The sequence below is a fragment of the Brumimicrobium mesophilum genome (genome assembly GCF_003025005.1).
Classification (GTDB): Bacteria; Bacteroidota; Bacteroidia; order Flavobacteriales_D; family Crocinitomicaceae; genus Brumimicrobium; species Brumimicrobium mesophilum.
Map to the genome: position 1 here is coordinate 109,363 of NZ_PVSS01000008.1, position 23,684 is coordinate 133,046.

Annotated in this window: 21 protein-coding genes; 3 read left to right on the forward strand and 18 right to left on the reverse strand. The window is 34.5% G+C overall.

Annotated elements, in window-relative coordinates; genetic code table 11:
- Positions 1-104: 104 nt before the first annotated feature.
- A complete protein-coding gene (gene alaS, locus C6368_RS09900) occupies positions 105-2,717 on the forward strand; it encodes an alanine--tRNA ligase (protein ID WP_107039043.1) in 2,613 nt (870 codons plus the stop codon).
- A 225-nt stretch (positions 2,718-2,942) separates the two neighbouring features.
- On the opposite strand, the gene C6368_RS09905 is transcribed toward alaS, so the two are convergent.
- From C6368_RS09905 to C6368_RS09980, 18 genes are all read right to left on the reverse strand, one after another.
- The gene (locus tag C6368_RS09905) at positions 2,943-3,728 is read right to left on the reverse strand and encodes a tRNA pseudouridine synthase A (RefSeq protein ID WP_107039044.1); all 786 of its coding nucleotides are present in this window, start codon (positions 3,726-3,728) and stop codon (positions 2,943-2,945) included.
- A 104-nt stretch (positions 3,729-3,832) separates the two neighbouring features.
- A complete protein-coding gene (locus C6368_RS09910) occupies positions 3,833-4,105 on the reverse strand; it encodes a hypothetical protein (RefSeq protein ID WP_159038537.1) in 273 nt (90 codons plus the stop codon).
- 92 nt (positions 4,106-4,197) lie between these two features.
- On the reverse strand, positions 4,198-4,644 hold the full coding sequence (locus tag C6368_RS09915; RefSeq protein ID WP_107039046.1) for a single-stranded DNA-binding protein: 447 nt from the start codon (positions 4,642-4,644) through the stop codon (positions 4,198-4,200).
- A gap of 326 nt (positions 4,645-4,970) precedes the next feature.
- Positions 4,971-5,423 carry a hypothetical protein gene (locus C6368_RS09920; protein ID WP_107039047.1) on the reverse strand — a complete coding sequence of 151 codons (453 nt, stop codon included), beginning with the start codon at positions 5,421-5,423 and terminating at the stop codon, positions 4,971-4,973.
- Between the two features lie 6 nt (positions 5,424-5,429).
- Positions 5,430-6,215 carry a hypothetical protein gene (locus tag C6368_RS09925; RefSeq protein ID WP_107039048.1) on the reverse strand — a complete coding sequence of 262 codons (786 nt, stop codon included), beginning with the start codon at positions 6,213-6,215 and terminating at the stop codon, positions 5,430-5,432.
- Between the two features lie 57 nt (positions 6,216-6,272).
- Positions 6,273-6,440, reverse strand: a complete 168-nt coding sequence (locus C6368_RS17285; protein WP_159038538.1) for a hypothetical protein — start codon at positions 6,438-6,440, stop codon at positions 6,273-6,275.
- Between the two features lie 10 nt (positions 6,441-6,450).
- Entirely contained in the window at positions 6,451-7,260 is an 810-nt protein-coding gene (locus C6368_RS09930; protein WP_107039049.1) for a hypothetical protein, read from the reverse strand.
- 85 nt (positions 7,261-7,345) lie between these two features.
- The gene (locus tag C6368_RS17290) at positions 7,346-7,522 is read right to left on the reverse strand and encodes a hypothetical protein (protein ID WP_159038539.1); all 177 of its coding nucleotides are present in this window, start codon (positions 7,520-7,522) and stop codon (positions 7,346-7,348) included.
- A gap of 5 nt (positions 7,523-7,527) precedes the next feature.
- A complete protein-coding gene (locus tag C6368_RS09935; protein ID WP_107039050.1) occupies positions 7,528-8,343 on the reverse strand; it encodes a hypothetical protein in 816 nt (271 codons plus the stop codon).
- 92 nt (positions 8,344-8,435) lie between these two features.
- Complete coding sequence (locus C6368_RS09940) at positions 8,436-9,407, reverse strand: hypothetical protein (RefSeq protein ID WP_159038540.1); 972 nt, start codon at positions 9,405-9,407, stop codon at positions 8,436-8,438.
- Positions 9,408-9,599: 192 nt separating this feature from the next.
- Entirely contained in the window at positions 9,600-11,180 is a 1,581-nt protein-coding gene (locus C6368_RS09945) for an O-antigen ligase family protein (RefSeq protein ID WP_107039052.1), read from the reverse strand.
- A 10-nt stretch (positions 11,181-11,190) separates the two neighbouring features.
- Positions 11,191-12,828 (reverse strand): S41 family peptidase, encoded by a 1,638-nt coding sequence (locus tag C6368_RS09950; protein ID WP_107039053.1) that lies wholly within the window; start codon positions 12,826-12,828, stop codon positions 11,191-11,193.
- A 46-nt stretch (positions 12,829-12,874) separates the two neighbouring features.
- Positions 12,875-13,258: a ribonuclease P protein component gene (rnpA, locus tag C6368_RS09955; protein ID WP_107039054.1), complete on the reverse strand. Its 384-nt coding sequence runs from the start codon at positions 13,256-13,258 to the stop codon at positions 12,875-12,877.
- Positions 13,259-13,345: 87 nt separating this feature from the next.
- Positions 13,346-13,693 carry a ribosomal maturation YjgA family protein gene (locus C6368_RS09960; RefSeq protein WP_199851616.1) on the reverse strand — a complete coding sequence of 116 codons (348 nt, stop codon included), beginning with the start codon at positions 13,691-13,693 and terminating at the stop codon, positions 13,346-13,348.
- A 50-nt stretch (positions 13,694-13,743) separates the two neighbouring features.
- Positions 13,744-14,076: a hypothetical protein gene (locus C6368_RS09965; RefSeq protein ID WP_107039056.1), complete on the reverse strand. Its 333-nt coding sequence runs from the start codon at positions 14,074-14,076 to the stop codon at positions 13,744-13,746.
- A gap of 66 nt (positions 14,077-14,142) precedes the next feature.
- Complete coding sequence (locus C6368_RS09970) at positions 14,143-15,057, reverse strand: SMP-30/gluconolactonase/LRE family protein (RefSeq protein WP_107039057.1); 915 nt, start codon at positions 15,055-15,057, stop codon at positions 14,143-14,145.
- Positions 15,058-15,102: 45 nt separating this feature from the next.
- Positions 15,103-15,726: an MCP four helix bundle domain-containing protein gene (locus tag C6368_RS09975; protein ID WP_107039058.1), complete on the reverse strand. Its 624-nt coding sequence runs from the start codon at positions 15,724-15,726 to the stop codon at positions 15,103-15,105.
- A 120-nt stretch (positions 15,727-15,846) separates the two neighbouring features.
- On the reverse strand, positions 15,847-16,602 hold the full coding sequence (locus C6368_RS09980; protein ID WP_107039059.1) for a DUF5995 family protein: 756 nt from the start codon (positions 16,600-16,602) through the stop codon (positions 15,847-15,849).
- 375 nt (positions 16,603-16,977) lie between these two features.
- On the opposite strand from C6368_RS09980, the gene C6368_RS09985 reads away from it, so the two are divergent.
- Entirely contained in the window at positions 16,978-22,467 is a 5,490-nt protein-coding gene (locus C6368_RS09985; RefSeq protein WP_107039060.1) for a S8 family serine peptidase, read from the forward strand.
- 271 nt (positions 22,468-22,738) lie between these two features.
- On the forward strand, positions 22,739-23,599 hold the full coding sequence (locus C6368_RS09990) for an OmpA family protein (RefSeq protein WP_107039061.1): 861 nt from the start codon (positions 22,739-22,741) through the stop codon (positions 23,597-23,599).
- The last annotated feature ends 85 nt before the right edge of the window (positions 23,600-23,684 follow it).

Genomic DNA, 23,684 nt, shown 5'->3' on the forward strand with positions numbered 1-23,684 from the left:
ATTTAACTGTAAAACTTCGCAAAATTATGTAAATAATCTAACTTTGCAAAATCGTTAACTTTGATTAACAGAGCAAAGACCAAATTATATTATAAGGAAACCCAATGAAATTAGAAGAAATCAGACATAAATTCCTCTCTTTTTTTGAAGAGAAAGGACACACAATTGTACCTTCTGCACCGATGGTAATTAAAAATGATCCAACCCTGATGTTTACGAACGCAGGCATGGTTCCATTCAAAGAATTTTTCTTAGGAAATGCCATAGCCAAGGACAAACGTGTTACTGATACTCAAAAATGTTTGCGTGTTTCTGGAAAACATAATGACTTGGATGAAGTTGGTGTGGATACTTATCACCACACCATGTTCGAAATGCTAGGAAACTGGTCCTTCGGAGATTATTTTAAGAAAGAGTCTATAGCTTGGGCTTGGGAATTATTGACAGAGGTTTACGGAATCGACAAAAATGATCTATACGTTACCATTTTCGAAGGAGACGAAAAAGATGGTGTTCCAAGAGATACAGAATCTTATGATTTTTGGAAAAAATGGATTCCTGAAGACCGCATTATCGAAGCAAATAAGGACGATAATTTCTGGGAAATGGGTGAAATGGGACCTTGTGGACCATGTTCTGAAATTCATATAGATATTCGTTCAGACGAAGAAAAGAAAAACGTTGATGGTAAAACATTGGTCAATCAAGACCATCCTCAAGTAGTTGAAGTTTGGAACTTAGTATTTATTCAATTCAACAGAAAAGCAGATGGAAGTTTAGAAAAGCTACCTGAAACACATATCGATACAGGAATGGGATTGGAGCGTTTAGCGATGGCTTTACAAGGAAAACAATCTAATTATGACATCGATTTATTCCAAACTCTGATTGCACAAATCGTGAAACAATCTGGGTTTGAATACGGAAAAACTGAATCAACAGATATCGCTTTACGTGTAATTGCAGATCACGTTCGTGCAATTGCATTCTCTATTTCTGATGGACAATTGCCTTCAAATACTGGAGCAGGTTATGTAATTCGCCGTATTTTGAGAAGAGCTGTTCGTTACGGTTACCAAACTTTGAAAATGAATGAGCCTTTCTTGGCGCCTTTAAGCAAAGTTTTAATCGCTGAAATGGGTGAAGCTTTCCCAGAATTAGTGGATAATAAAACATTGATCGAAAACGTGATTCGCGAAGAAGAAATGAGTTTCTTCAAAACCTTAGAACAAGGAATTAAGCGAATTGAAATTATTATAGAAAATCAAAAAGAAGAAGGAATTAAAGAAATTCCTGGAGCACAAGTTTTTGAATTGTATGACACTTTCGGATTTCCATTCGATTTAACAGCATTGATGGCTCGAGAAGCCGGAATGACATTAGATCAAGCAGGTTTCGACAAAGCATTGCAAGCACAAAAAGACCGTTCTCGTTCTGCTACTTCATTAAAAACTGATGATTGGACAGAACTTCTTGTAGACGAGAAAGAAGAATTTATTGGCTACGACCATTTAGAAGCGGATGTAAAAATTACACGTTACAGAAAGGTAGTTCAAAACAAAAAATCTTTCTACCAATTGGTTTTCAATTTAACGCCATTTTATCCTGAAGGAGGTGGACAAGTGGGTGACAAAGGTTACATTGAATTTGATGGAGAGAAAGTTTCAATTTTTGATACGAAAAAGGAAAACAATCTGATTGTTCACTTAGTGAAAGACTTACCGAAAAATCCAAATGCAAGCTTTAAAGCTGTTGTAAACACTGAAAAAAGAACACTTTCTGCAGCAAATCATAGTGCTACTCACCTATTGCACCATGCGTTGCGCACTGTGCTAGGAGATCATGTTGTGCAAAAAGGATCTTTGGTGAATCCTGAATATTTACGTTTTGACTTCGCTCACTTTTCAAAAGTATCTGATGAAGAATTGATTCAAATTGAGCAAATTGTGAATGATTTAATTCGCCAAAACACGCCATTGAATGAATTGAGAAACACACCAATCAAGGAAGCACAAGAGCTAGGTGCAATGATGCTTTTTGGTGAAAAATACGGAGATACAGTTCGCGTTATTCAGTTTGGTGATTCAATCGAATTGTGCGGAGGAACTCACGTTCCAGGAACAGGAAACATTGGATGGTTTAAAATCATTTCTGAAGGTTCTGTTGCTTCTGGAATTAGAAGAATTGAAGCAATTTCTAATCATACAGCAGAAAAATACATCAACAATAAATTGGAGCAATTGAGTAATGTGAATGCATTATTTAAAAACACCAAAAACGTTGTTCAGTCGGTTGAAGAAATATTAGAAAGCAACAACCGTATGCAAAAGCAGTTGGAGCAAATTGAAAAAGATCGCGCTAAAAACATCAAGGGAGATTTAAAAAATAACATCGTTGAAAAAGACGGAATGAATTTCTTAGAAGCGATTGTTCCATTAGACGGTGGAGCAATTAAAGATGTACTTTTCCAATTAAAAGGAGAAGTAGCTAACTTATTTGCCGTAATTGGTGGAGAAAAAGACGGAAAATGTACGTTAAGTATCATCATTGACGAAGAAATCGTAAAATCGAAGGATTTACATGCTGGAAACATGATTCGTTCGGCAGCCAAACACATCCAAGGTGGAGGTGGTGGACAACCATTCTTTGCTACTGCAGGAGGTAAAAAACCAGAAGGATTGAAAGATGCTATTTCTGAAGTAAAAGAGATGGTTTAGCTCGGAGGTTTTAACCGCAGAGAATTACGCAGAGAAAAGAAATACCCAGAAAAAAAAGGGGGGAGAAAAGTATTGAAGTTTTACTTCAGTATTTTTCTCCCCCTTTTTTGACTATAAACAATATGACTTATCATCCGATAAGCATTTAACATCTATGACTTTTCAATGATTGAGGGACCTCTATTTTCTTTGTGATCTCTGCGAAAAACTCTGCGATCTTTGCAGTTACTTCCCGATCAATTCAACATCATGCAACTGCAAGCCCGAAGCTGGAGCATTGTAAGAAAGCTTAACTTTATTCGCTCCATCGAGCGTTTCCAAAAACTCCTCCCAAGTTTTTAATCCTTGCCCCAATTCAAAGAGCATTCCCATCATTAAACGTATTTGATTGCGCTTAAATCCTATTCCTTTTACTTTTACTAGGTAACTCTTCTCAGGAAAAAAAGAAGCTGTTAATTCTGTGTTTTCTGTGAGTTCGCAGGAAAGTACTTCTCCATTTGTTTTTGTTTCTGGATTTGGACGAAAAGTGTAAGAATAAAAATCTTTTTTTCCTTCAAATAATCGGGCTGCTTTTTGCATTATTTCAATGTCCAAATCTTGTAAAATGTTACACATAAAAGCGGCACAATAGGGATGAAACTTCTCGCCAAAAGCAAAATAATAATGATATTCTTTTACTTTATCTGACTGAATAATATTGAATTCTGGAGTAGTTGGAACAACAGAAAGTGCTTTTACATCGGCGGGTAAATTGGTATTGAAATCTTCGAAGAAAAAATCTAAATCTTCAATTTCTTTATCCGTGAAAATTTCAATATAAGTTTGATTAACAGAAACTTTCGCATCTGTTCTACCAGAAGCTAATACTTTACTAGCTGTATCTGGCAACACCCAATTGAGTGTTTTTGTAATCATTTCTTGAACTGTAATTACGTTGGGTTGTTTTTGCCAACCGTGATAACGAAATCCCAAATATTGAATTTCCATTAAATAATAAAAGCGTGTTCTCATACTAAATGTAATGTATCTTCAGATTAAATAAGGGTTTGAAGATATAAAAAAAGCAGTCCTTTTGGGAACTGCTCTTTAATAAAAATGTAGGTAGATTTTAATGTCTACAAATCTTCTTCTTTCGCTTTGATTGACGATTTAACTTCTCTTTTCTTGAAAGGTTCAGTCGTTTTTAAAGTACTATTAGGTATAACCTTAGCTTTCCCCTCCTTTTCAGATTCCATAACTTGTTCTTCTGAAGTTTTCGCTTTGTTCATTTCAAGTTTTGGTTCAGCAGTTTTCAACTCTTTAGTTGTTTCAGCAGTTTTCTCTTGAGCAAACGAAGGAGCGGCAATTAATAATGTAAATGCTCCTAAAATTATCATTGATTTTTTCATAGTCTTAATTTTAAAGTAAATATATAATTTTAAATACAAAAACGTATAAACAATTTTCATTCCATAAGTTATTTAACGCTTTTTACAAAAATCTAAAAATCATCCTCGTTTAGCGTGAAATCATCCATAGCTCCATAAACTTCATCGTTGTTATCGTCTTCTCCATTAAAATTATCATCTGAAGAAGTGCTTGTATTTTTACTTGATCTTAAGATATTTGTTCTTGCAATATTCAATCGAATTTCAGTTTTTATGGTTTCATCCTCTTGCTGAAAAGCTTTGGCATAAGGTGTTCCCACAACTTCAACCAACGCTCCACTTTTCAAAAAATCTAGAATTCGCATGTTTGATCCTTCTTTCTTCCAAATCGTACAATTAACCCAAGTTGTTTTCGTGCGAGACTCTCCTGTTCTTTTGTCCCTCCAATTTTTATTATGAGCCACCGGAAAGTTAATTGCCACTACTCCTCTATCCATTTTTCTTACTGTTGCGTCTTTTCCTAAATTTCCAATTAATCTTGTTTCAAATACCGTTGCCATGTTTGTGCTTTTCTTTTGAATTTCTATTGTCTGTGTTGTCTTTAATTTCTAAATATAGTTAATCAGTGAGGAATTGACAAATGCTGAATGAAAAGCGTGGAAATGAATAACATTGTTTGCGCTGTAATGGCACGCGGTCCCGCAAGCTTTTCGGAAACAAGGATGCAAGCAACGCGGAATTTGTCCCGTATTTCAATCGGGATGGTCGCAGATTTTTTGAGCGTGAATTATATATGAAAATTTAATGGACTCGAAAGTTGAATTTTCATGGTTTCTTAATGAAGAAAACTAAATGAGAATCGGAAAAATAAAGTCAATCACTATTTTTAATTCTTCTCAATTCGAATTGCAACTTTCTTCCCTCCATAACCAAGTGTTTTGCTACTTTCGAAAGTCTTGGTTTTACGCTTATCTTCAACAACTTCATAATCTCCGCTAAACTTAAAAGTTTGCTGCTCCACTTCTTCGGTATAGAAATCTTCACAATCCTCTGGAGCTACAATTCTAGAAATGGTGAAAAGTTTAGCTTTTTCATTGAATTGCCAATAAAACTGACTTTGCTTATCTTCAAGTTTCCATGATGCAGTGCATAATTCTTCATAAATATCGCAATCGTTAATTTCCCAAGATGGTAATGGAGAAATATTTTGACCATCAACTGAAAGCTCTACAACTTCCCAGTTTCCTGCTTTCATGAGTTTCTTTGAAGCTCGTTTGTTCTTGTCACATGCTGTGAAAAGGAATGCTGCTGCTAGTAATAGTAATGCTATTGTTTTCATAATTTATTAATTTAATTTCCTCCCGAAAAGATGTTTTTGAACTTGTTGGCTTATATCGTTATCTTTATAATATCGGTATTTCATTTCGCACGTTCCATTTAAATGATGCCATGCTCTAAAACCACCACCTAGACTTTGACAACTACCAGTAGCCGTTCCCGCTGAATGCAAATATCTATAACTTTTGGTAACCCTGAAATAATTACCCGGACAAATAGATCCAACTCCATCAAAATTTGTAATATCTACACTGTAACAATCATTCCATGGAGTATATTCTTTAAACTCCAATTCAATATCAATTGAATCAGTACTGTTTTTTGAAGCCATACGGAATGTTCCTTCTAAAAGGTAATTTTCACGACAATGGGTATATACATTAAAAGTTTTAGTAATAGAGTCGTACCCATCATCATTCGGAAAGCAGATTTTATTAGGCTCTTTTTTAACAACTAAGGTTATAGGAATGGTGCTTCCTATCCATTGAGTAGTAAAATGTTTAAATGCTTCTTGGCCGGTTTCAATATGTGCCCCAATATACCACTTGTATTCTGCATCATTCAAACTTGACCTAAATATTACTTGTTTATTAGCAAACACATGATCGGTTTCTATTAGGACAGAATTTGCAATTTGAGAGTGTCTTTCTAAGATATCAAAATCAGCACTCACCTCACTTGCACAGTCACATGGATCAGCAGTCTTAGTTATTTCTAGTTGATCCTTCTTACAAGCAAATAAAACAAGTAAAAACACAGAAGTGAGCAGTAGTATTTTTATTAAAGTTTTCATAGCATTTGTTTAATTGGGAATTCCGAATTCGATCACTCTCAAGTTAAAAAATTCAAGTTACGCATTATTTCGAAATAAATCGTCGTATGGTGTTAAATGAGGATTGTTATTCGACAAGTGAGCGTTTAAAGATGAATAATGATCTGTACTTACTTTGTTTCCACACAGAGATTTTTGTTCAAAACTGAAACTAAACAATATTACTTGTATAATAATTTTCTTCATAATAAAATATTTATATTGGTCCAACTCTTCTACCAAAATAATGAAATTCACGGTAGTCAGAATCTCCAGGGTCTTGCTGCGTAAAGTACATTTCAACCTGGCCATTTACAGGGGTTTTCATGTATCCCTTTAAACGGTTACAATTGGCGACTGTTGTATGGCGAAAGCGAGTTTCTCTATATGTTAAGGTATATTCGTTAATTGATTCAGTGCAGTTGGTTCCATCTCCATCAAAATTATAGATGTTTATAAAAAAAGGTCCATTTGAGGTTTCAATGATATGGTCAATAATGATTTCAATACTGTCTGATGAATTTTGATCTTTCATTCTAAACACACCTTCCTTAGTCCCTAAATCCTTGTCATTGTTGGCCCAATCATTAATGGGATATTCAGTTATTGCGATTTGTTTAACCACCGAGTCATACCCATCATCATTTGGGAAACAAATTAAGTTGGGATCTTTTTTTACAACTAAGATGATAGGTTGAGATGTTCCTGAAAAGGAGGGGTCACCAAATGATCGAAAAGTCTCTTTTGTAACTTCTGTTTCTGTTCCTAAATACCATTTGTATTCAGCATCTATTTGCTTAGCTTTAAAACGAACATGGCGACCTTTTAAAATACTATCGGTTTCTGATGTCCATTCTGAAGTTGAACCCCATAGTGCTGATTCTTCCATTGTAAAATCAGCACTCACCTCACTTGCACAATCACAAGGATCTGCTGTCTTTTTAATTTCTAATTGTTCTTTTTTACAAGAAAATAATACGAGAAAAAACACAGAAGTGAGTAGTAGTATTTTTATTAAAGTTTTCATAGCTTTTTTAAATGACGAATGACGAATTATCAATTACGAATGACGTTCCTACGAATTCAATCACTCTAAGATTATAAAATTCAAGTTACGCATTATATCGAAATAAATCGTCGTATGGTGTTAAATGAGGATTGTTATTCGACAAGTGAGCGTTTAAAGGTGAATAATGATCCGTACTCACGTTGTTTTCACACTGTCCATAAGTCACATGAATAACCATGCCAAATGTCAACACACACAATATAATATATAAATGTTTCATATCTTTTAATTTATTTTTCTACCGTTAACATTAAATTCGGTTGCTTCTGGATCATTAACATGCCAATATTCATAACTTAAAAACAGTTGATTATTTAAATCCAAGTAACACTTCTTAATTACAAGATCACCACATTCGTATGAAGCCCCTCCCCAATTTGAAAAATTACCTTTCCTAAAGGCTCTATAATTCCGCGCCATGGCATTATCATAACCCACACAATTACTTCCGTTGCCATCATAGTTATAAAAATCCAATCTAGAACAATTACTATTTGATAAAACCCCTGGTGAGGCATACGCCAATTCAAAATCCAAAACAATATCAAAAGAGTCAATTGAATTTTCTTCTGCGACACGAAATGTTCCTTCCATAATACTTGAATCGCAAAAACTATGAACTTCCATGTATTTTGTTATAGAATCATATCCATCATCATTAGGGAAACAGGTATTATTGGGTTCTTTTTCTACTACCAATGTAATTGGAATTGTACTGCCCTCCCATTGACTCGGAAAAAATCTAGATATTTCTCTATCCGTCTCTGTTTCAAGCCCTATATACCAGGTGTATTGAGCGTCAGCTTCTTTAGCCTTAAAAAAGGCAGTTTTATTGCCCAAGATGTCATCTGTAACTGTGTACATATTTATAGATGGTGCTCCGTTATTGAGCGCTTCTCGTATTTCAAAATCAGCACTCACCTCACTTGCACATTCACAAGGGTCTGCTGTCTTAATAATTTCTAATTGTTCTTTTTTACAAGAAAATAATACGAGAAAAAACACAGAAGTGAGTAGTAGTATTTTTATTAAAGTTTTCATAGCTTTTTTAAATTACGAATGACGAATTATCAATTACGAATGACGTTCCTACGAATTCAATCACTCTAAGATTATAAAATTCAAGTTACATATTATTTTGATAAATCTAGAATTAACTCCTCAAGGCGAGTGATACGTTCTTGCAATTTAGATTCTTCTTCATCGATGGACTCTACTTCAACAACGCGCTCTTCCAATTCCAAGATATACAAAGTCAATTCCTCAATTTTTTCAACTAAAAGTCTATTGATCTCCCCTATATCAGCTCCATTCTCTTTTACTTCAAAAGCCGTTGGCATGTTTGGAAGATGTTTATTGGTGTTTATAAAATTTCTCAACTCCGCAAAAGTTCTTAATTCGTAATCTGGCTGGAAAACATAGTCTGGAAAAGGGTCTAGAGTAGTTACGAATCTTCTTGCATGGACAGTACCTGCACCTGAAACTTGAAAATTTGGTTCTACATTATCTGTTCCATACCCTTCTATAAGATTACTAGTGTTACCTGCAACTTTTAATCTTAAAGCATATTTAGAATTGTTGGTAGTTTTAACACTTATTCCATTGTCAGATGTTTCAACACTAAACCTAGCAAACTCATTTGCTAAACTTGGTGTACCACCAACAAAAATTCTTTGTGTTGAAGTAGATAATCTCATATCAACTCCTGGCACACCTATTTTTAAATCGGCTTCTTCTCTGTTCAATAAGAACAAATCATTTCCAGCCATCATAATTACACCTCCATCAGTATCTTCTCGCCCCGTTACAGAGTTTGTAATTCCAAATCTAGAAGCTATTCCGTAATCAATAGAATAACCAGCACCTCCACCACCTCCCATTCCAACTGGGCCTGCTGGAAAGTTTATAGTATAATTAGATACTCCGTGTAACTGAAAATTGAAGTTCGGTTTTATTGCTGTTGTGTTCTGAGTTGGTTTCGTTCCTATACCTACATAACCATTTTGAATAGAATTACTGGTAGTTTGATGAAAAGGAGTGTTGTATTGCGCCTGAATACTTAAAGCTAAAAAAACTACAGTGGCTGTTAAAAGTGATTTTTTCATAATAATTAGTGTTTGTTTAGTTAAAGTTAAAATCAAGTTTTTTTGTTAGTATTTCACAAAAAAAATCGTAAGTATTTGAACTGCAACACACTACAAAGTGTTAAAATTTATGATCCGATTATAAAAGAAGGTGAAAGCTTATAAATGCAAAATACTATTTGAAAAAGAAGAAAACTAAAATCATTCCTATTTTTAGCTTTTCAACACATCACTACCGGAATTTAGTTCTTTCTCCTTCTTCCAAGAATTCATCAAAGCAACTATTCCCAAAAACAAGGCAATAAAGGTCACGCCTTGTTGTGTTTCAATCGTGTCTTCAGATAAGAAGGAACCAATTGCGATGAGTGTAAAACAGATTCCAATGAAGTTTATCGTTTTGATGTTTTTGTATAAAAACCAAAGCCAAAATCCAGTAAAAACGAGAAAGCCAAAGATTCCAAAAGCAATCCAAAACGTCATAAATTGATTGTGTGCTCTATTCCAATTGGCTTGATCAAGTTGTGTATTCGAATCAGCATATTCAGCGTCAAATTCTTGTTGTAAATCACCTGTTCCAACGCCAATCAACCAATTTTCTTTAATTATATTTCTCCCTGCTTTCCAATGTTCGAAACGTTGCAATAAAGAATTCCCATCAGGGTCTCCATTCACAGAATAATGGTAGATTTCATCTTTTATACCCGCTAATTTTGAACCTAAAGGTCCGTAAGTAAACCTGATAGATGTCATTCCATTTTCGACGTTTTTAATGTCTTCATCAGACATTTTTTTCATTCCTACTTTGTCTTTCGTCAGGTTTTTTGAAGTCATGTAACGAAACAAAATCCCGTTTAGAAAATATCCATTCGAAAGGGTATCATTATAATCGATTTCCGAACGTAAATTCCAAGCTTCTTTTAATTCATTTTCGGCTATATTGGATAAAATATGGTGTCCATTTTCAAACCAAATTGAAGTTGTATCATGAAAATATTTCTCTCCACCTTTACTGTGTGTTGGCAAAGTTTTAAAGTCAATCTTGGCTTTTTTAGGTGAAATATATTCATAAAATTGAACACCAACGATTAAACTAATTCCTACAACCACTACACCGAACATCTTCTTTTTTCCACTTGGCTTACTCGCTCTGATGAAATAAATAAAGCTTCCGAGCAATAAAAAAGCAAGCGCAACATAACCACTATCTACCTTGCTTACAACAGTATAGAAAATAAACCAAATTCCTAATAGCGCGAAAACTATTCGCAAATTGTTCTTTTTTAGAATTAGATAAACGGATAATACAATTCCAGTAACAATCAATAATGCATAGCGAATATGAGAACCAAAAAGTGAAAAATCTCTGTAGCCACCTACATCAGAATTCATCATAACATTAAAATTCACGACAGATGTAATTGTTAAAGCCAACAGAAATCCATAAATGATGTAGTTTAAAAATCGCTCCTTAATTGGGTAAGCGATCATTACAATAGGAATGGCAAAAAGCGGTAATTTGGAATTTAGATCTCGGAACGCAAAGGAGAAATCTGTGGTATAAATTAAGCCCAAAATGTGAAATCCAATTACAGCAACAACGAACCAAAAAACTACATTTGTTTTGGTCCTTTCCCAATAGTTTTTAAAATCAGCATTCAATAGAAAATTAATTGCCAAAAGTAAAGTACCCAAAGACATTGCAATTTTGGTGACCGGCAGGCCAATTGCAACTACAAGAACGGCAAACATATTAATGTTGTCGTGCGTTTTAGGACCGAAAAAACGGTTAAGCATGCAGTTTCATTTAAGGTTTTAAGAGTGACTTGTATTTAGCATTATCATTTAAAACTTCGATTGCTTTTTTAAGTGGTTCATCATCCTGAAAAGCATTCACCACACGTCCTTCTTGATAGTAATAACGCGAAACGATTTCGTTGGACAATAATTCTTTAATTTGATTTTCAAATAAAACTAAATCATCCTCTTTCGAGGCGCTCACTACTTTTTGAAGTGCTTTAAATTCACCATTTATTTTTTGGTCATAACCTTCAGATTTCGCAGTTTCTAAAACTCTTTCCAAATATTCCTGAGTTGCAGTTTTGTATTCGAAATCTTGTTTCAACACATAATCTTTAAAATCTTTGTAGACCTTATCCGTAATTTGAAACTCTTTCGCTGACGCGATTTCTGGATTTGCTTGAGAGAAGTTCGTTGCAAAATCAAACACGATATTTTCACCCATTAAAACAGCTGTTAATCTTGCCAAATTTTCTTCCTCAACGCGAATATCTGGTTCAATTCCTCTTCCGTCAATCACTTCTCTACCATTTTTAGTGTGGAAAATCTTGATTAATGAATCTGGAACCTCATCGACTTCACCATTATTTTTATGGTAATAATCCAATTTCTGAACACATCTTCCAGAAGGCGTATAGTATTTTGCAATCGTTAATTTCATTTTAGCGCCATACTTCAAATCAATCGTTCTTTGCACCAATCCCTTTCCGAAAGTTGTGCTTCCAATAATTACTCCTCTATCTAAATCTTGCAGCGATCCCGAAACAATTTCAGAAGCTGAGGCAGAATAACCATCAACTAAAACAACGACAGGAATTTCTAAATCTATTGGAGAATTCCTGGTTTTATAGATTCTGTTTTCGTCCTCTATTCTCCCTTTCGTCTTCACGATTACTTCATCTTTATCTACAAAAAAGTTTACGATATCGATAGATTCTATTAACAATCCTCCACCATTTCCGCGTAAATCAAGAATGATCTTTTCCATTCCTTCCTTACTTAATTCATCGTAGGCACTTTTGATACTTTTAGAAGCAGTTTGAGTGAAAGAAGTCAATTTTATATAACCAATCTTCCCTTTTTCGTCAACCATTCCAAAATAAGGAACATCAGGAACTTTGATTTCATCACGCTCAACTTTAATTGTGTTAACACCTCCATTTGGACGTTCATACTCCAACATAAAAGAAGAACCTTTTGCTCCTTTTAGTGCATCCGAAACAACATCAGAATCTACACTTTTCATGCTTCTCCCATCGATAGACAAAATCTTATCTCCAGCCTTTAAACCTGCTTTTTGGGCTGGCATATTTTCATAAGGTTCTGCAATAAAAACATACTCCCCCGATTTTCTAATTAACGCACCAATTCCACCATATTGACCTGTGGTCATTAAGCGGTAATCTTCGATATTTGATTCGTGATAATACACCGTGTATGGATCTAACTCAACCAGCATTGCATCAATGGCAGCTTTAGAAATCTCACCTGTTTTTGGCTCATCTACATAATATTTATCTAAATTCATGTAAATCAAGTCGATCAACTCAAGGTTTTTAATCACCTCAAAGCCATTCGATTGGGAAAAACTGGTATTACTTATTCCAAAAAGAAATAAAAAGACGATTGCATAAATATTTCGCATATAAATTTTTGTTTTAATCTTCAAAGATAATGAAAAATGAGGTTAACTATTGTCCTCTGCTTTCCACTAAACGCAGAAAAAGGGCTTCTATTTTATCAATAATTTTTTGGTAAGATTCTTCTTGGCTAGATGTGTAAATTAAAAACAAAGCCAATTGCATTTCTTCGGGCGTCATTGATTGCTCAATAATGTACTTTTTTTTACGCACTGCTTCACGTATCAAACGCTTGATTCTATTGCGATCTACAGCTCTTTTAAACTTTCGTTTGGGTACAGCTATCACAACTTGAAAACAGGTGTCAGTTTTTAAATCTACTTCAAGATAACGCAACAAAAAAGGGTAAACTTTTTCTTGTTTTCCCTCTTCGAAAATTGAAGTCATCACTTTTTTACTGCAGAGTTTGTATTTCTTGCCGAAACTTTCATCCATGCCGTAAAAGTAATGGTTTTTTCGATGATATGATGAAATGTAAATCTGTTGATTTGTGGATTGTTACTGTGGCAAAGTATCAAAACTTTAGTGTTTAGATTTTAGCCATTTTTTTCTAAAGAAAAGCCTTTCCAAAACATACCCCGTTGTTCCTCCTAAAGTATAGCAAACTAAATCGCTCCATAAAAAGCCGGAACCTAAAACAAGCGCGCCTAGCCTATGACTTCTTATTTCATTAATCCAATCAGCTTGATACAATTGTAATATTTCAATTCCGTAACAAATGAGGATACTAGCAATTGCAACTTTTAGAGAAGTGGTTTTATTGAAAAGGAATCCGACAATCACAAAAATCATAATTGCATAAAAATAATCTCCTAAATAGGGATATACAATTTTGGGAACAAATTCTGTTCTTGAAAATAAGCCCAACATTATTGTGATGACAAGAAGGGCTATATATGCAATCCTATTTCTTTGCAATCCTATTGATAAAAATTAAGTTCTTCCATTTTTCCCGTGTCCTTTGACGACACTTTCATAGCGATTATATTTCCGGTAGTACAACTACAAGCTTCGCAAAACTGAGCTTTTGAAGAGTCAAATTCAAAGTTCACAGCTTCAACTGAAATATCTTCATTGAGTAAATAGAGTTTTATACTCGCCTTTTTTTCTTCTTCAGGATCATAAGCATTTGCCTGCCAAGGATCAGAACACGAAGTTTCGTCCCAGTAGAATATTTCCGTTTTATCCTTATTACAGGATGAAATAAAAGTAAATAAGGAAATCAACATAATAAAAAGAGTTACTTTTTTCATAAGAAGATGTTTTATTAATTAACTATTTAATTTTCAAATTATTGCTTCGAATATTAAAAGCGTTAACTAATCCACTCCTTGCGTATTCATGTCAATCCTATAAATTGAATTTCTGGCAGATATAAATAGTTGATTTCTGTCTTTTCCTCCAAAACAAACATTTGCCACTCTTTCTTTTAATTGTATGGTTTCTAATAATTCACCTTGTTGAGAAAATATATCTACAGCATTTTTTCCATCTGTCGTTAAATAGATATTTCCAGATTTGTCAATTGTCATTCCATCACATCCTAGTTCAGCAAAGAGTGTTTTATTTTCCAACGTACCGTCTTCTTGAATGTCATATTTAAATGTTTCTCCGGCCTCTACGTCAGTAACGTAAAGTGTTTTTCCATCGGGAGTTCCTAAAACACCATTAGGTTTTTCAAAATCATCGATAACTCTAATCACTGATTTACGATCTGGTTTGATATAATAAACATGCATTCCGTCTTGTGGAATTTCAGAAGCATCATCACCAAACTTTGGGTCAGTGAAATAAACACCTCCTTTACCATCGGGCCATAAATCATTGGTTTGATTAAATCGTTTTCCATCGTACTCAGTTGCAATCGCCTTATATTTTCCATCTGGAGTTGTCGAAGTAATTTGTCCTTGTTCCCCTTCGCACGCCAGTAAGTTTTGATCTTTATCAAAGTATAAACCGTTTGCTCTTCCGCTATTTAAACGGAAAGTATCTAATTGGTCATCAATTGTCCAAATCAAAATAAGGTTTTCAGGAATATCTGTAAAATAGACATTTCCTTGCGCATCAACTGCCGGACCTTCTGTAAATGAAAATCCATCTGCTAATTTCTCTAAATCTGAAGCAATTAATGATTCAGATTGAACCTGCTCTTCCTGGACCTCTTCAACTTCTGATGAGTCGTTAGTACAAGAAACAATTGCAATAGAAACGAGTAAAAATGTGATCTTTTTCATAATGGTAATTATTTATTTTTTCATAAAATATTCTCTCAACTCTTATCAGTTAAGATTCGGTTTTTTCGCAATTCCTCGAGCTATCGGTGTTTTTGAAGCAAAAACGAGCGCCTGAAGTACAAGTAATATAACAATTATCAATGCAAACACAAACTGAGAAGATGTTCTACTTGAGGAATACAACGCCTCAGCATTTTTCATTATTTTTTTAGATTCTACCAACTGAATGTTGGAAAGTTGGTCAAGGATGCCAAGCGATTCACTTGCAATTTCAAGTTTATCTTGTTTATTTTTCGAATGAATCGTTTCTAATTCACTTAAAACTATCATTAATTCTTCTGCTTTTATCAACTCAATTTCAGTAAGTTTTGTTTCTTGATAAGCAAGGTTTTTATCTTTAATATTCAACAGTAATTCATCAATTCTTTGCACTTTTTTAGTTTTGTTATCATCTGATCTAATGACTTCCTTAATTTGATAGATACTGCTTGTCATTCTAAAAATATATTCCTCCGCAATTAATCGATCTTCATACATCGTGCTGATCATATTTTTAACATTGTCAGTATGATTTCTATCAATATAATTACTTAACAAAGCTAATAAACACAATGAAATCAATGCAACTGAGGCGGTGACTTTGTTTTTTATAATGTAAGTCCATTTCATATTTTTCTGGAATATTAATGATGATTTATAATGCAGAAAATAAAGCAGTAGTTCTATTCATTCACAACCCACTAAGTTAATAAATTCCTTGATTTAAGAATAAAAACCAATCATTCATATTTAATCTGACTTTAACCTAGTAAGAATGACGTTTACTTCTTTAGTTTCAAACTTATGCATGAACTTGAGCAAAAATCTAAGGAATTTGGATTTAGGAGCTTTGACTACTTGGCTCAACTTAAGAACTAAATTATCTAAATTATTGATGGTTTCTTTGTTATTTTCACCTCCTAAAGACCACAGTAAATTTGCTGAATTCCAAGATTGTTGGCGGGCTTTTCTCATGCTAAAATCAATTGCCTTCTCATCATTATTTTTACCTAGCCAATCTAAAATAAACATCATGGGGGTCACTCTACTCAAGCGATCTTGCATTTCGTTGACGATTTGAAAAAGGATGTCGTTCACTTTATTGAAGTCAGCTTCTATTTCAAGTATTTCCTGACCTGACATTGTAGAAGCAGTTGCCACTCCAAGATCTAGATTGATATGGGCGTTCATTCCTAACATAATATGCTGGAGAATAGTCAAAGGTTCATTTTCTTGATCAAAGGCAAACGCCCATGAGGTGCTAACAAGCTGTCCATTTTTATAGTCTTTGTATGCATCAAGATATAGGTTGGCAAAAACTACATCCATGTCTTCTAAGCGTTGATTATTTTCAAAATTTCCTAGTGCAATTTCTGCGGCAATTTCTGCAGTTGTACGTCTGTAGATGTAAGCAAACAAACCCAATCTACTGTTGTTTGCAATGCAATCTTCTATAATCACATCAAGTTGGTCTAAAACCTGTTGAATGGTAGTTGCGCGTGACATAATTTATGTTTTTACAAAAAGTAATATGGTGTTTAGCTTTATGAATTAACTGTATGATTCTAAACATCTTTCAGTCAAATATAAACATTATATCAATAAATGATGTTCTTAAATTCTATCGACAAACTACTAAACAATTGAAAACCTCGTACTATAACTAATGATTCCTAACTCGAATTCTATTTTTTTTATTTAGATGGAGTTTTAGTGAATGTTATCATTTATTTCTCTAAATTTAAGGACCTTATGAAATGTCATTATTTATTATTGAACACTTAATATTTAACCAGCTATTCATTTTTACATTTATGAACCATTGAAATTTAAATGAGATCTGAATAAATTTTTCAGGCAATCAATTTTAAAATTTAGGCCATGAAATTGAGAAAATCATACATTCGAGATGGGCAAAAGGTTGTTTTAGAGGAAAGTCAAACCCTTTTTGTGATAAGAACAAAAAATGGATTCAATCCTCACGAAATACTGTCTTTCTGCCTAGAAGACAATAGTTGTGTCTATCACGAAGAGCTGGACAGCTTTCCAGAAGCAAGTGTGTGGATTTTTAAAATTAGCAAAGACAGCGGTAAAACGATTTCAGAATTTAAAGCAGAAGTCAATTCACAAGGACATCCACAATTGGTTTTTATTGGTTCTGTATGGATAGATGTTGAAACAAAAAGATATCAATTATATACAGAAAATTTATTCATAAAATTTAAACCTGAATATTCAGCAGAAGTTTGTTTGAACTTATTGGAAAAATGGGATCTCAAGGTGAAAATCAAGCTAGAGTTTTCTGAAAACACCTTTTTTATTGAACCTAGAAGCTCTAAAATAATTGACACTTTCAGCTGGACTGAAATATTAAATGCCAAAGCACAAGTTGAATCTTGCGAGCCAGAATTAATCGTCAAACGAAAGTCATTCAAAAGAATGAAGTCTGATTATATATTGGATCCAGACAGAAAATGGGCCAGTGAAGCAATTGGATTAGATAAAGCTTGGCAAGTGAGCAAAGGTAAAGGTGTAAAAGTTTGCATCATCGATGACGGAATTGATGTCGATCATCCAGCATTTAATAAACCCAACAAAATAATTGCTTCAAGAGATGTTTTGAGAGCAGATAATGCTGGAGCAAAACATTTGTTTAATTCTGAATTTCATGGAACGGCTTGCGCTAGTGTTGTGAGCTCAAGCGATTATCGTTCCTACGGAATAGCTCCAGAATCTCAATTAATTGTAGTGAGAAGTAAAGGTTTAGGTTCCATTTTAGAATCAGAAGCCATTTATTGGGGTGTGAAACAAGGCGCTGATATTATTTCTTGCAGCTGGGGTCCGACCGATGGAGATATTGATGACCCTTCAGATGATAGGCCTTCTCACAGGTTACCAAAAGCTACACGATTGGCAATTGATTATGCGGTAAACGAAGGCAGAAATGGAAAAGGAACCTTGGTTTTCTTTGCGGCAGGAAATGGAAGTGAAGCAGTTAATTTAGATTCCTACGCTTCTTATCACAATGTTTTAGCAATTGGCTCAGTCAATAAAGAAAATAAACTTTCGAAATATTCTGATTTTGGAACGCCTTTGTTTTGCGTTTTTCCGAGCAGTGAAATTCAAAAAACAGGAAAGCAATACGAAACCATTTATGGAATAACCGTTGCCGATAGAATAGGATTGGACGGTTTTACGAAACAAGATTATTTTTCTCAATTTGGCGGCACATCTGCTTCTGCGCCCGGTGCTGCCGGTGTTGCAGCATTGGCATTGTCGGTTAATCCAAATCTTACAGCAGCAGAACTAAAAAGAATTCTCATCGCTTCTTGCAAAAAAATTGGCGATCCTGAATGTTATTCTAGCGAAGGATACAGCCAAGAATATGGATTCGGGCTATTGTGTGCAGACTTAACGATTCAAAATACATTAACTTTTTCAAAAACAAAAGAACTTATGAAAACTCCAAACACTCCAAAAGGATATGCGCTACACATTGGTGTGGACATTGCCGATCCAAAGGCATATTCGAATTTCCCAGCTTTAGATGGATGCGTAAAAGATGCCGAAGCGTTGCAAAAAATAACAAAGGCAGAAAATTTTGATGAAGTCATACTTTTGGCCAACGCAAATGCAAAAAGAAGCAGAATAAAACAGGCTGTCAAACAATTTGCAAGTTCAGCAAAATCAGGTGATTTAGTCGTTATTTCTTATGCCGGACATGGTAGTCAAATTGTGGATGAAGACGGTGATGAAGAAACAGGTTTCGACCAAGTTTTGATTACTTACGACGGAATGTTGATCGATGATGAAATCTATGAAATTTTTCTAGAATTTGCAGCTGGAGTAAGGGTTGTTTGGATTGGTGATAGTTGTCATTCTGATTCTCAAGTTAGGTTTTTCAATCTTGATCCCGATGCTCCAAAATACAGACAGTTAAACCCCAATGATGCACAGGAATTTTTTGATAAAAACAAAGCAAGTTTCAGAACTATTTTAGACAGTTTAAAAAGAAATGGAAGACAAAATGCAAAAGCTTCTATTTGGAGTATGTATGCTTGTAAAAAAACAGAATATGCAGCAGAAATTAAAGGCAGAGGATTATTTACTTCAGAAATTGAAAAACTGTATTATTCAGGAAATATTTTAACGGTTGACGAAGCGAACAAAAGATTAAATCAACCTATTTCTCCCTCTCAAAATCCAGCGATTGAGTTTTTCGGTGGTGATTACAATTTGTTTAAAGGTGGAGCTTTTAAAATTGGGAATGTCGTGGTAGATTCTCAACCTATTGATGAGGTGCCCGACATAGCTGATCCAGTTGCAAATAGTGATGCTCAAGATGAAACCCCACTTGCTAATTTAGAAACAACATTGTTGGTGACAACAGCAAAGGATAATTTAGAATTGATAGAAAATTCTAGAGGAATTGAATCTGATTTGAGTGCTGTTAGAGTTGCAAATTCAGAAGTGAATCTTTCGTCATTTACAGATGTGAAACCATGGGATAGTGCCTATCAATTTTATCATTCCTTGAAAAACAAAAATGATGTAGATTTTATTGAACCAGACATTACCAGTGACATTTATAAAATTCATGACGAAGAGCTGCAAGGAAAACGCAGTGAAAATAAATATTTAGAGAGTTATCCAGATCCAGAACATGATAAATTCGATTCGATAAAAAATCCATTTATCTGGCATTTGGGAGATGAATATAGTCAGTTAAGAACAGCATTCGAACAAATAAAAAAACGATTTAGAAATGGAGAACCAACTTTAGAGGAAAGAGAAGAACTTCCTTTAATTTGTCACATTGATACTGGAATTTTAGATGACCATCCTGCGACTCCAAAATTCTTAGATTATGATAAATCGAGAACATTCAGAAGCATAGGTAAGAAAAAAGACATTACAGATTACGATTCGAAAACTGCGCTCATTGAAAACCAAGGGCACGGACAAGGAACAATTTCCATTCTAGCAGGAAATTATGTTAATCTTTCCGATACTGATAATTCATTTAAAGGATATTATGGCGCTTTTCCTTTTGCTAGGGTGATGTCGCTTAAAATTTCGGAAAATGTGGTGTTACTTTCTGGGAATAAATTTGCTCGAGCGTTGCGATACGCGGTAGATTCTGGTTGTGATGTTGTAACAATGTCTATGGCTGGTGCGCCAACAAAAGCGATGGTTCGTGCAATAAATTATGCCTATGAAAAAGGTGTAATTGTGGTCTCAGCCGCCGGAAATAGTTGGGTAGAAGGAGGACGAAAATTGTTGCCAGAAAAAACAATGTATCCAGCAAGATTCAATAGGGTTATTGGAGTTACGGGGGCTACACTAGATTACACACCATATTTAGTGAAGGAAAATGAAAACTGGAGAATAAAAACGCGAGATACTGGAGGTAAATTCATGCAAACATGTTTTGGTCCAGAAGCCTCAAGCAGAACAAATATGGCAGCTTACACTCCTAATGTTCAATGGGCGAGCAATTTTAAAAACAATAGTTTTTTTGATAAAAGTGGAGGCGGAACATCTTCTGCAACGCCTCAAGTTGCTGCGGCAGCTGCAATGTGGTTGTACGAACACCGCGAAAGCCTGAACCAAATTTTGAATGGGAAACGTGATTGGCAAAGAGTCGAAATGGCAAGGCATGCGCTTTTTTCTACAGCCAAGAAAAGTGAAACGAGTGACTACAACGCGGTTTTTGGAAACGGAATGTTGAAAGCATTGGACGCATTGGAGATTACACCTCAAAAAGCAAAGTCGAAAATTAAAAAAGAAGCAGCTGACGACATAGGTTGGAGTGGCTTGGATGATTTGTTCAACTTGTTGCGCAACAGAAGTTTTGCTCCTGAGGAAAATGACTTAATTAAAGAAATGGTGCAAACAGAAATTGCGCAACTTACATGTATCGATCCTGCATTCTTTGATTTTACTGAAGAATCCACTTTGGATGACATGGGAGAAGCGATTTTGCAAAGCGATAAAGCATCAGATTATTTAAAATCTTTAGCCCGTCAAAATGCCGAAATAAAACTTCCGAAATCTGAACGAAGTGAAAGTGGTTTAGGAAATGATGTTTATGTTTCTGCCAGATTAAAAACAGATAATGACGGTGAATATCACATCAATGCTGAAGGATGCGCTTTTGAATTGATCGAGCAAAAAGCGGAGGATGATGCTTTATATGCAGAATATGAGTTGGTGGTTAGTCCAATTGTTACAAGAAGTGTTGCTTTACCGAAAATAAATTTCTTACGTAATTTTGAGGCCAGTCCTGCTGTTATTGTTACAGATTATGATGACGGAACAAAACACTATCAATGGATTATAGAAGAAGAACCAGAAGAAGGAAAAAGAGGATTTAAGTCTCTTGGACTTCAAAATAACGCCTTTGTTCTTGATGTCGATATTTATAAAACAAGAGGAAAAGGAAGAATTAAGCGCTTCTTTATTAAAATATTTAGAACGGTAAAAGATGAGGCGCTTTCTTCACGTCCAGGATTGATTGCTGGACATATTTCAAATGGAAAATTTACTTGGGTTGAAAGAACGGCTGCGATTGATAAAAAAATTGAGCAACAAAAAAGAACACTTTTGCTGCTGCATGGAACATTTAGTTCTGCCGAAAATTCATTTGCTAATTTGCTGGAACGACCAGAATTTTTCAGTGAAATGGAATCAAAAGGTTTCGGAAAATATGTTTTGGCGTATAACATGAGCACCATTCGTTCAAGTGTAGAAACCAATGCAAAAGAACTGCACAAAGCATTAAAACCATTGAAAATTTATTCTAAAACGAGTACAACGATAGAAGTTATTGCATCAAGTAGAGGTTGTTTGGTGGCCCGTAGAGCATTCGGAAACAAGACTAAAATGGCGCTAATTGCAGGAACACATTTAGGAACACCTTTGGCTTCTGCGGAACATCTTTCTTCATTGGTTAATCGTGTAAGTAATTTGGCAGCGATTTCACTTTCTGCGCCTGTTTTTACCGGATTTTTAAAAGGAATGAGCATTATTGTAAAATTAGTGTTCAAGGCCAAAGGAATTGCTGATCAAAGCGAAGAATCTTTAGAAATTAGGTATTTGGCGAAAACACCCTTAAACGAAAAGCAAAAAGTATTTGGATCCAACTTCGAGCCTGACGAGAAAATGTTGAAGCAACTAGGCGACGCAGCAGTGGATAAATTAATTTTTAGAAACCGCGAAAACGATGGTGTCACTTTAACTGATAGCGCTTTAATTAATGAAGGTCAGGGATCACATGAGCCATTTTACAGAGTAAGCGATGGTGGAACAAGTCACTTTGGCTTCTTCAGAAATGATGAGGTGATAGAAGAGATTTTAAAGCACTTTTAGAAGATTTGATTAGGATTTATGGCGGATAATTACTTTTTAGGCTGAGTTTTGAGATCGGTCTTTGGATGCATGTTGACTATAAAGGTAGTGTTATAAATTGATGCTTTTCCTTAGCGAAAAGTGTAAATGATTCTCTTTTTACACCTAATATTGACTAAATCAAGCATTATATACAGCAATACTTAACGTAAATAAGTTTTGTATTTTTTTGTGAATTTGGAGACAAATGGTTTTTTAGTTTTGTTAAACTGTATTAAGAAAAAATAAAAAAATGAATATATTTAAATCGATTGCTGTATCAAGTTTATTTGGAATTTTTATACTTTCATCTTGCGCACCAATATATAAATGTGGCGATCCAATTCCTGAGAAAAAGCCATCAGGAAAAAGAATACAAGCTGTAATTTCGGAAAGAGATAGTCTTTGTACAGATTTGGCTCAAGAAAAACAAACTACGTCAAATTTAAGAGCAGATAAAGTTGTTTTGGAGAAAAAACTTTCAACACAACAAACTATTAATTATGACCAAGCAGATCAGTTTGGGAAAGCTTTGCAGGAAAAATCAGAGGCTTTGGAAGAGCAAGAAAAATTGTTGAAAGATAGAGAAGCAACCTTGAGAGAATTGCAAGATATCATAGCAAGGAAAGATGCAGTAACCAAAAAACTAAATGATGTTTTGAGAAATGCTTTGTTAGGGTTTAATTCTGATGAGCTTTCAATTGATATTATAGATGGTAAAGTGTATGTGTCACTTTCGGATAAACTTTTGTTCCGATCTGGTAGTGCTGCGGTAGAAACTAAAGGTACGGAAGCCCTAAAAGTTTTGGCTGAAGTATTAATTAAAAATCCAGACATTGATATTTTGGTGGAAGGGCACACGGACAATGTTCCAATTAAAACAGCGATTTATAAAGATAATTGGGATTTAAGTGTAGCTAGAGCAACTGCGATCACTCGGATTTTAACAGAAACGAATGGGGTAAATGCAAAAAGAGTTGTCGCATCTGGAAGAAGCGAATTTTATCCAAAGGCTACAAATGAAACAGCGGAAGGTAGAGCGAAAAACAGAAGAACTGAAATCATTCTATCTCCAAAATTAGATGAAATGTTTGAGTTATTGAAAGGTAATTAATTCAAAGTAGAGCCTGGCGTTTGGTATCTTGTATTTGTTTATAACGTTTTCGCAACATACGAGTTGGTGCTTTAACCGATTCTCT